We start from the raw sequence: 9,762 nt of genomic DNA, 5'->3' as shown, positions 1-9,762 counted from the left end.
GGGCCGCGGCGGACGCGGCGGACGCGGCGTTGCCGGCCAAGGCCGCGGCGGAACCGCCGTTGGCGGGCGCGGCCGCGACGGTATCAGGCAGGCAGCAGGAAGCCGTCGCGGACGAGGTTCCCGACTTCCTCGAGCAGGCCGGCGCGGAACTCCGCGCTGTCAAACCCCTCGTAGCCGCCCAGCAGCGCCTCGAGGGCGCCGATGATCTGCCCGACGGACAGGTCGCCGTCGCACGCTGAGACCAGGCCCGCCAGCTCGGTACTGAGCAGGTTGGTGCGGCGCAGCCCGGCACCCTGCCGCAGCAGGATGACGCCGGGGTGTTCCGCACCGGGGCGCTGGTGCCGTTCTTCGGTGACGTCCTCCGCGACCAGCAGGTGGGCGGCGGCCAGATCATGGCCGGCCAGCCAGTCGGCACGCTCGACGGCGGCGCCCAGGTGTGGCCCTACCGGCTGTTCGATCGGGTAGGTGATCTCCTCGAAGCGCGACAGCACCCGCCGGGCGCCGTCGGCAGGCCTCCGCAGCCAGATCATGCCGAAGCCGATTCCGGCCACATCGCGCGAGGCGAAGTCGTCCAGGTAGGCCGCGTACGAGTCCTCGTAGAGCCGGCGGTCGCGGCTTTCCGAGGCGTCCTGCAGCCAGGTCTCGGCGTACTGCTCGGGGCCCACCTGCTCGCGCTGGATGAACCAGACGTCGGTGGCCGGGCCGGCCCAGCTCTGGGGCCGGTCCGCCCAGCCGGCGCCGGCCGTGATCTCCCAGTTGCCCAGAAGCTGGGCCGTTCCGCCCGGGGCAAGGACCGAGGCCAGTGCGCCGACCAGCGAGGATACAATCTCGTCCCCCGGCAGGCCGCCGTCGCGGTACGTGAACTGGTCCGTGGCGGTCTCGCCCAGGCTGCGGGGGGTGATGACGAACGGCGGGTTGGAAACCACCAGTTCGAACTCCTGCCCCGCGACCGGGTCCAGCAGGGATCCGAGTCTCAGGCTGACGCGGGCGTCAAGGTCGGCCGGGTCCAGGTGCAGCTCGGCGGCGTTGAGCAGCAGGTTGAACCGGGCAAACGCCAAGGCGCGTTCGGAGATGTCCGTGGCGGTCACGTGCTCGGTGTGGTGCAGCAGGTGGAAGGTCTGGATGCCGCAGCCGGTGCCGAGGTCGAGGGCCCTGGCAACATGGCGGCGGGCGGTGACCTGGACCAGGGTGGTGGAGGCCTGCCCAATCCCCAGGACGTGGTCGTGACGAAGAACGCCGGCGCGCTGGTGGGCTGCGAGGTCGCTGGCCACCCAGAGGTCTGCTCCGCCGGCACTGGTCCCGTATTCCCCCACGGTCGGGTCCCAGCCGTACGGCCTGAGGTCCACCCTGGCCTGGACCAGGTCCCCGCCCGCAGGCTCCACGAGCCCAAGTTCCGTTAGGCCCTTGGTACGGATGCCGGGGAGGGCGGCGTCGAGTCTCGCCGCGGGCTGCGGTTCAGACAGAAGCCAGAGACGCACGACGCCGGCGAGCGCCGCCGTTGCCGGCTCCCCGAGGGAACGCCCGGTGACGATCAGGGCCGGGATGAGCTGGTCCCGGCCCAGGGCCGAGTGCGCGGCCTCGCCGAGCAGCTCCGCAACCCCGTCCACGGTGTAGCCAATCGCACGCAGGTCCGCGGCCAGGGCCTCGAGCAGGCCGGGGAGGTCGCTGCGCGGAGCGTCCGGGGTGTTGCCGGCCGTGAACGGGGCTGCGGGAGCCTGCGTTGAACGAGAGGGTGCGGCGGGGCCTTGCGCTGAGGAAGTCACCGGACAAGTTTAGTCCCGGGGCCGCGCACGGGCGTGGGACCTGGGTTGGCCCCCGTCAGCACTGGGGCTGGGGCTGGGGCGTGCGGGTCCGGCTAGAGCTCGGTTTCGGCGTAGATTTTCAGGGCGTCCCGGACGAAGGCGGCGCCGTCGGCACCGCCGTAGTTGGCCGCGAACCTGGGATCGGCCACGTACATCTCGCCGAGCCCCGTCACGTACCCCTTGATGTCGCGACCTGCCGCCGGGCTGCCGCCCGCTGCGGGTGACGCCGGCGTGCCGGGGATTCCCCTGAGCCATTCGACGTGGCGCCGGGCCAGGTCCTGGGCCTGCGCGCTGTCCGCCGGGACTCCCGACGCCGCAGCAGCCCTCCAGTCGGCACCGAGCTGCCGGGACTGTTCCGTCCAGGCAGCCTTCTCCCCGGCCCCCATGCTGCGCCACCAGGCGTCGGACTTCGCATAGGCGTCCTTGCCCCACCGCTGCTGGACTTCCTCCTGGTACTTGGTGTGGTCGAAACCGTCGAACATTTCCTCCGCCATGATCTTTCCTCCCGTTTGCAATGCCTCAATGGTGTGACGGACCGCGGCAATCTGCCGCCCCAGCCTGTCCTGTTCCTGCAGCAGCCACGCCAGGTGCCTGCCCAGTGCATGCTCCGCGTCCGCCTCGTTGCCGAGCACGTCCGCGATCGCCGGCAGCCCGAGCCCCAGGTCGCGCAGGAGCAGGATCCGCTGCAGACGGACCAGGGATTCCTGGCCGTAGTACCGGTAGCCGTTGTTGCCGGTGCGGCTCGGCCTGAGCAGGCCAATGTCGTCGTAGTGACGCAAAGTTCGGCCGGTGGTGCCGGCCAACTTCGCGATCTGCTGAACGGACCAGTCCATGCCTCCACCCTTCTGCTCCTTCGAGGCCCGCGTTCCCTGGACCTCCGCTGTGACCGTGCCGACCGGCCGCTGCCGGCCATCGCTTCCGGCCGTCGCTTCCGGTCATCGCTTCGACTCTAAACTTTGACGCAGCGTCAAAGTCAAGGACCGCAGGGAGAGGGTGCCCGGGATGTCGGCGCGGCCGGCGGGGAGCCTGCGAGACGGTAAGTTTGAGGCATGGTTTTCCCTTCCTCCCACGTCCCGGCTGCCCGTCTGGCCCGGCGGACGCTCAGCGGCGTGGCCGCCGCCGTCGTCGTACTGGCTGCAGCGGCATGTTCCCCGGCCGGTTCGATTGAGGGCGCCGATGTCCCGGCGTGGCAGGCCACCGCGCTGCCCTCCGCCCCGGGAACAGTGCTGGAGGATGCCGGCAAAATCCTGAACCGGGATCCGATCGTCCGGACCGCGTCCGGCGTGCCTGCCGGCACCTACACCTTGACCATGACCTGCGACGGCGGCGGGAAGGCGTTCTTCGCCGTCAGCCTGGACGGCAGCCAGCTCGCCGAAGCCGGAGCCGCCTGCAACGGCAGCCGAGAAACCGCCCGCATCAAAGTGCCCGCCGCGGGCAAGGTCACGCTCAGCACGTCCAGTGTGGATGCCCCGCTTCTCTACGCGTACCACCTGGCGTCGTCCGAGTAGCACCCGCCGCAGCCCGGTCCTCGGCGACCTGCCCGGCGCCCCTAAAGGCCTGTCCGACCCGGACCTTTGGCCTCTGGCGTTTGATTCCGGGCCGCCCTAATCTCAAAGTATGCCAACTGTGCCGGCGAGCAAGGTGCCGCGACGGCGCACCCCGGCGGCCGCCGTGGTGCTTTCAGTTGCGGTATTTCTCGGCACGGTCCTGTCCGGTTGCGCCTATGAATACAGCGCCGACCACTGGGACGATGAATCGACCTCGGCTGCCGCCCCGCCGACCACTGACGCCGCCCTGCCCCAGGACCCCCATCTCAACGAGCCGGTGACGGGCGAGGAACTGGATAACTGGGTCGACACCGTACTGCCCGACGCCGAGGGACAGGTCTTCCAGACGGGTTTTGGGACGCTGGAGGCCGACGAGGAGCGCAAAGAGACTACAGCCCAGCTGCCCAAGGGTACTTACGCCCTGACCCTCGCCTGCCGGAGCACCCGCCGCGTGTCCTTTTCCATCGAGAACGGTGAAAACGAACTCGTGGACCTGAGTCTCCGGTGCGGGACGTCCAGGGTGAACGTGGTGCAACTAGCCGCGGAGGCGTCGCTCTCCATCAATGTGGATGCGAACGCACCGGCAAACTTTGCGTACCGGGTGAGCCGCATCTGAGGGTTCCCGGCCGGCCAAATGTCCGGTTCGTGCCTCAGGCGGCGCAGCCCTCGGGGCACCGCAGGGTGTCAGGGCTCGCGGCGCACCCGGCGCAATAGAGCGTCAGGGTCCGGCAGGACGGATTCGAGCAGTTTTCGAACTTGCTCGTAGGTGCCGAGCAGCGGACGCACTCGCCGATCGTCTTGGCATCCCCGCTGAACTCAACGTGCATGCGCTTGTCGAACACATACAGGGAGCCCTCCCACAGTCCCTGGTCCTTGAAGGCCTCGCCGTAGCGGACAATGCCGCCGTCAAGCTGGTAGACCTCCTTGAACCCGCGGTTCACCATGAGGCTCGACAGCACCTCGCAGCGGATGCCGCCGGTGCAGTAGGTGACAACCGGCTTGTCCTTGAGGGCGTCGTATTTGCCGGAGTCGAGTTCCTTGATGAAGTCGTGGGTGGTGGCGACATCGGGAACGACGGCGTCCTTGAACTTGCCGATCTGGGCCTCGAACCCGTTCCGGCCGTCGAAGAACACGACTTCGTCGCCCTGCTGTTTCTTGGCTTCTATGAGTTCGTGGAGTTCCTCGGGTTTGAGGTGGGTTCCGCCGCCCACCACTCCGCCGGCATCGACTTTGAGTTCGCCCGGGGCGCCGAAGGAAACGATTTCCTCCCGCACCTTGACGCTGAGCCGCGGGAAGTCCGCCGCGCCGCCATCCGACCACTTCACGTCGATGCCTTGGAAGCCCTTGTACTCGCGCGTGGTTTTGACGTACTGCTTCACGGCGTTCAGTTCTCCGCCGACTGTGGCGTTGATGCCGTCCTTGGAAAGGATGATGCGGCCGGTTAGTCCGAGTTTTTCGCACAGGGCGCGCTGCCAGAGCCGGACGGCGTCCGGGTCAGGCAGGGGGGTAAATCCGTAAAAGAGCACAATCCTGTTCAAAGCCACGCTTTTAAGGGTACTGGCTGGGGCGGGCGGCCGGGCGACAGTCACAATTGGATAAGCAAGCGGCTTCCCCCGACCCGGCCCCTGTTGCTTGTGGCACTGCTGGAATACGCTCATCACATGAGTCTTGACGCCATGGTTGAAGACACCACTCACCTGCTGGAAATCTGGGTTGCCGGATGGGCCGGCTGCCGCGGATATGAGACGCGCAGGGAGGGCAGGTTCCCCGCGGCCTTTCGCGGTGACACCACCCACGAATGGGAGTACTTCGCCTACGATCCGTCCGACGCGGAGTTCGAGGCGCTGGCGGCAAAGACGGCCGAAGCGCCGGCCCGGGTCCTCACCATCCTCACCAACGATGCGGCCCGATACACCATGCTGGGGCAGCGGAACGGGCTGCATGTCACCTCGGCCTCCCAAACCATGATGATCGTGGACATGGAGACCCAGGATTCGGAGGACCCCTGGCTTTCGGACGACGACCTCAAGCTCGAGACGTCCCGGACCGACGGCGTCCACCACGCGGTGGTCAGCGCCGGCGAGGACGTCGCCGCGAGCGGACGCGTGTTTGTGGTGGGGCATACCGCCATCTTCGACAACATCGTGACGTCAGAGGCCTACCAGCGGCGGGGGCTGGGCAGCTTCATCATGAAGGCCCTGGCAGCCCAGGCGTTTGAACACGACGTCGACTCCGGGCTGTTGCTCGCCTCGCTGGACGGTCAAAAACTCTATTCGCACCTCGGCTGGCGCGAGGTGTGCCACGTCCTGATGTTGTCGACGTCCGATGAAGGGGCCGACCTGTCCGTGGGCTGAGGTGCCGCGAGCGCCGGGCGTCCGGCGGGCCTGCGCCCGGGGCAACGCGTGTGCCGGGCCGAGCCGCAGCGCCGAAGCCGCAGCGCGTGCCGGGCTGCGTGCCGGGCGGGGGCGATTTGAGGGCGGATGAAAGAATATGTGAGTGAACCCGCATGAGTCCTTGATTCCGTTGCTGGGCCGAGGTCCGGACCCGGAACAGCTGCGTCATGTGCGGACGATCCCCGCCCGCCAGGCCGTCAATGCACCATGGCCACAGTGGTCCCACCCGGATCTCGTGGCAGCTTACGGTTCCCTGGGCATCCACGAGCCCTACCTTCACCAGGTCCGGGCCGCCGAACTGGCCCACGGCGGAGAGAACGTGGTCATTGCCACCGGCACCGCGTCAGGAAAGTCCCTGGCGTATCAGCTGCCGGCCTTGGACGCGATCCACCGTTCCGAGCTCAGGGTCCTGTCCGATCCCGGGAAAATCCACGACGACGGGGCTGTGACCCTCTACCTGTCCCCGACCAAGGCGCTCGCCGCGGACCAGCTGGCAGCGATCAGGGCACTCAAGCTCCCCACAGTCCGGGCCGAAACCTACGACGGCGACACCGATCCCGCGTCCCGGCGGTGGATCCGGGACCACGCGAACTTCATCCTCGCCAACCCGGACATGCTGCACTTCGGCATTCTCCCGAACCATGCCTGGTGGGCCAGGTTCTTCCGGCGCCTCCGCTACGTGATCGTGGACGAAGCCCACAGCTACCGCGGCGTCTTCGGCTCCCATGTGGCAAACCTCATGCGCCGTCTGCGTCGGATCTGTGCCTACTACAGCCCGGGCGGCTCGCATCCCGGACCGGTGTTCATCGCGGCGTCCGCCACGGCGTCTGAACCCGGGCAGTCCTTCGGCCGGCTGATCGGCGCACCCGTGCAGGCCGTTTCCGAAGACAGCTCGCCCCACGGCTCCACCACCGTGGCGTTCTGGGAGCCGGCACTGACCGAACTCCGGGGCGAAAACGGCGCCAAGGAGCGCCGGACGGCAGTCGCCGAGACCGCCGACCTGCTGGCCAACCTGGTGTCCTCCCGGACCAGGACCATTGCGTTCATCAAGTCCAGGCGCGGGGCAGAGTCGATTTCCTCCATCGCCAAACGCCTCCTCGACGAGGTGGATCCCAGCCTGCCGCAGCGTGTGGCCGCGTACCGCTCGGGCTACCTGCCGGAGGAGCGGCGGGCCTTGGAAAAGGCGCTGCGCTCGGGTGAACTGTTGGGCGTCTCGAGCACGTCCGCGCTGGAGCTGGGCATTGACATTTCCGGTCTCGATGCAGTCCTGGTCGCTGGCTGGCCGGGCACCCGCGCGTCGTTGTTCCAGCAGATCGGCCGCGCCGGCCGCGCCGGCCAGGACGCGATCGCAGCCTTCGTGGCCAGCGACGACCCGCTGGACACCTACTTGGTGAACCACCCCGAGGCGATTTTCGACGTGTCGGTGGAGGCCACGGTCTTCGATCCCTCCAATCCATACGTTCTGGGCCCGCACCTGTGCGCGGCCGCCGCGGAACTGCCCCTCGGGTTCGCCGAACTGGAGCTCTTCGGGGCCACCGCTGAGAAGCTGCTGGACCGCCTGGTCCTGCAGGGCTACCTGCGCAAACGGCCGGCAGGATGGTTTTGGACCCATCCGCAAAATGCCGCAGCCATGGTGAACCTCCGGGCCGACGGCGGAGGTCCGGTGAGCATAGTGGACGCGGAGACGGGCTCCTTGCTCGGCACCATGGATTCGCCGCAGACCCATTACCAGGCCCACACAGGGGCCATCTATGTCCACCAGGGCGACAGCTACGTGGTCGAAGACCTGAACGAGGACGACCACTGTGTGGTGGTGCGGCGGGCGAACCCGGACTACTACACGACCGCCCGGGACGTGACCCAGATCGAGGTCCTCGAAACGCAACGCACCACCCAATGGGGCGACGTGGCCGTGCATTTCGGCGATGTGAAAGTGACAACCCAGGTGGTCTCCTTCCAGCGCAAAGCGTTAATTTCGAACGAGATCCTCGGCGAAGAACCCTTGGAATTGGGCGCCAGGGACCTGTTTACGAAGGCGGTCTGGTTTGTAGTGGACAACCGCTCGCTGACCGGCGCGGGGCTGATCGAGGCACAGTTCCCCGGAGCGCTGCATGCTGCCGAGCACGCCGCCATCGGACTCCTTCCGCTTGTGGCCTCCAGCGACCGCTGGGACATCGGCGGAGTGTCCACGGCCATCCACGCCGACACCGGAGTGCCCACCATCTTTGTTTACGACGGCCATCCCGGCGGGGCCGGCTTCGCCGAACGCGGCTACGACAAGGCGAGGTTGTGGCTGACCGCCACGCGCGACGCTATCAAGGCCTGCGAATGCGAGTCCGGCTGCCCCTCCTGCGTCCAGTCACCCAAGTGCGGCAACAAGAACAACCCGCTCGACAAGGACGCCGCCGTCACACTGATCGATGTGCTGCTCCAAGACGCCACCGACCTCATGCACGCCGGCAACCCCGGCACAACGGCCGCCGCGGCCGGGGCCCCGGACGATCAGCCCGCCCAGCCGCTCCGCGCCTGACCACGTCTCAGCGGCCGGTTCGTGGGCGGCGGCCGTCAGGCAGGTTCGAGGGCGGCGGCCGGCGGGTTCGTGGGAGCCGGGGCGGCGGGGCGGTACGTTCGTGTGAGCCGGGCGTCGGCAGGGCGGCACGCCAGGCCGCAGACGGATGCGCGGCTTCTGGCGACCGCCGGAGTTGGTGCATCTTTCACGGTGCTGGCCCGTTCCCGGCCGCAGGGGGCGGTCCGGCCCTGGCCAGTCCCGTGGCCGCCCCGAGGAACGGTCCGGCACTGAACTCCGTGCGCACCTGAACGGTGTCGTCCGGTCCTTCAGCACAGGCAGCCAGGGTGGCGCTGTTCTTCAGCGCGACCTCTCGAGCCACAGCGCAGGGCTCGCCGGACGTGATGCCCCGCGCGGCATCCGCCGCAGCCAGCGCCGCCAGATCGGCGGCCGCCGCAGCCCTCGATGCCGCGACGGCCGATTCGGCCAAGAGAAGCAGCAGGGCCAACGCCATGATGACCACCAGCCCGAGTCCCAGGGCCAGGACGGTCCCCGACCCCCGCTCTGAAGACGTACACAGGTGCCGGGCGTGGGCAGGATCCGTGCCCCGGTGTCGCGGCCCGCGGGCCCGGGCACGTGCACGGACAGGTGGAGGTGCAGGCGCAGGTGCAGGTGCAGGTGACATCATGTGCCGCCCTGCCACGGAGAACGGGAGACGCCATGCAGTCCGGGCTCATCCAGCCCGGGCCGTTGTGCCGCGCCGGGGGCCTCCGCACGCGCCCACGCGCTGGCGCTGAGGGCCCAGGGAACCAGGGAGCCAACGGCCCCGGGGACGCGGCCGGAAACGGTGACCCTGTGCCACTCACCGTCGTGCGTCACCTCTGAGTCCGCCGTGTCGCCGGCGAGACGGCGGACAATCTCACCGACTTCGCCGGCCGCGGCTCCCCTCGCCACCGCCCGGGCACCGCCGCGGGCCGCTTCCTCAACGCGGAGCTGCGTCACCCCGGCCGCCGAACCCGCGAGCAGAAGGGAGAGCAGCAGAACGACCGAGGGCAGCGCGACGGCGAACTCAGCCGTGACGGCCCCGCGGCACTCCGCCGTTGGCGGCGACGCTCTCCGGCCGCCGCTCCCCCGGGGGCGCCAGAGTCCGTTCATGGCAACGTGAGCGCCGTCCGGATGAGGTTCAGGAGGAACCCGCGGACCTCATCGCTGCGCATGATGAACACGAGGACCCCGGCAAAGCCCACGGCGGCCAGCGTTGCGATGGCATATTCAGCGGTAGCCATTCCCGCCTGCGAGGCCGGCGGCCCTGTGCGTCCCCGCGGTTGAACGGGAACAACCGAGCTGGCGCCGGGGTAGATCTCATAGACCTCCGCAACGCCGCCCTCCCCTGCTTCAATGCGACGTGCAGCGGGGGTGTCCTGATTTGTTGACATCTGCTTTCCTTCCACGGGACACCGGCGTGATCGCCGGCTGATTCGACTCTCCCGGCTTGCACGTCGCGCCATAAGCCC

General features: G+C 68.6%; 10 protein-coding genes. 4 read left to right on the top strand and 6 right to left on the bottom strand.

Annotated features, from left to right (window positions below; genetic code table 11):
• Window positions 1-83: 83 nt before the first annotated feature.
• Window positions 84-1,763 carry a DUF7059 domain-containing protein gene (locus tag AC1D1W_RS05415; RefSeq protein WP_476943141.1) on the bottom strand — a complete coding sequence of 560 codons (1,680 nt, stop codon included), beginning with the start codon at window positions 1,761-1,763 and terminating at the stop codon, window positions 84-86.
• A gap of 92 nt (window positions 1,764-1,855) precedes the next feature.
• Window positions 1,856-2,635, bottom strand: coding sequence for a MerR family transcriptional regulator (locus tag AC1D1W_RS05410; RefSeq protein WP_243182134.1), 780 nt, complete (start codon window positions 2,633-2,635; stop codon window positions 1,856-1,858).
• 216 nt (window positions 2,636-2,851) lie between these two features.
• Here AC1D1W_RS05410 and AC1D1W_RS05405 point away from each other — a divergent pair, with 216 nt between their 5' ends.
• Both AC1D1W_RS05405 and AC1D1W_RS05400 read left to right on the top strand, forming a co-directional pair.
• The gene (locus AC1D1W_RS05405) at window positions 2,852-3,310 is read left to right on the top strand and encodes a hypothetical protein (RefSeq protein WP_476943140.1); all 459 of its coding nucleotides are present in this window, start codon (window positions 2,852-2,854) and stop codon (window positions 3,308-3,310) included.
• A gap of 109 nt (window positions 3,311-3,419) precedes the next feature.
• Window positions 3,420-3,965: a DUF6023 family protein gene (locus tag AC1D1W_RS05400; RefSeq protein ID WP_043436433.1), complete on the top strand. Its 546-nt coding sequence runs from the start codon at window positions 3,420-3,422 to the stop codon at window positions 3,963-3,965.
• Between the two features lie 34 nt (window positions 3,966-3,999).
• On the opposite strand, the gene trhO is transcribed toward AC1D1W_RS05400, so the two are convergent.
• Window positions 4,000-4,893 carry an oxygen-dependent tRNA uridine(34) hydroxylase TrhO gene (trhO, locus tag AC1D1W_RS05395; RefSeq protein WP_476943139.1) on the bottom strand — a complete coding sequence of 298 codons (894 nt, stop codon included), beginning with the start codon at window positions 4,891-4,893 and terminating at the stop codon, window positions 4,000-4,002.
• A gap of 117 nt (window positions 4,894-5,010) precedes the next feature.
• Between trhO and AC1D1W_RS05390 the strand changes: the two genes are divergently transcribed.
• Window positions 5,011-5,703, top strand: a complete 693-nt coding sequence (locus tag AC1D1W_RS05390; RefSeq protein ID WP_243182137.1) for a GNAT family N-acetyltransferase — start codon at window positions 5,011-5,013, stop codon at window positions 5,701-5,703.
• Window positions 5,704-5,845: 142 nt separating this feature from the next.
• Window positions 5,846-8,272 (top strand): DEAD/DEAH box helicase, encoded by a 2,427-nt coding sequence (locus AC1D1W_RS05385; RefSeq protein WP_243182138.1) that lies wholly within the window; start codon window positions 5,846-5,848, stop codon window positions 8,270-8,272.
• Between the two features lie 184 nt (window positions 8,273-8,456).
• Here the strand turns inward: AC1D1W_RS05385 and AC1D1W_RS05380 are convergent, their stop codons facing one another.
• Genes AC1D1W_RS05380 through AC1D1W_RS05370 form a run of 3 tightly spaced genes read right to left on the bottom strand, consistent with a single transcriptional unit; the run spans window position 8,457 to window position 9,726 of the window.
• A complete protein-coding gene (locus AC1D1W_RS05380; protein WP_476943145.1) occupies window positions 8,457-8,933 on the bottom strand; it encodes an Rv3654c family TadE-like protein in 477 nt (158 codons plus the stop codon).
• Window positions 8,933-9,403 carry a TadE family type IV pilus minor pilin gene (locus AC1D1W_RS05375; protein WP_476943138.1) on the bottom strand — a complete coding sequence of 157 codons (471 nt, stop codon included), beginning with the start codon at window positions 9,401-9,403 and terminating at the stop codon, window positions 8,933-8,935. The genes AC1D1W_RS05380 and AC1D1W_RS05375 overlap by 1 nt, the downstream gene beginning before the upstream one ends.
• Window positions 9,400-9,726, bottom strand: coding sequence for a DUF4244 domain-containing protein (locus AC1D1W_RS05370; RefSeq protein ID WP_439954156.1), 327 nt, complete (start codon window positions 9,724-9,726; stop codon window positions 9,400-9,402). The genes AC1D1W_RS05375 and AC1D1W_RS05370 overlap by 4 nt, the downstream gene beginning before the upstream one ends.
• Between the last annotated feature and the right edge of the window lie 36 nt (window positions 9,727-9,762).

The sequence above is a fragment of the Arthrobacter sp. P1_B4 genome (assembly GCF_056406555.1).
This window is presented reverse-complemented; position numbering and strand designations above follow the sequence as displayed.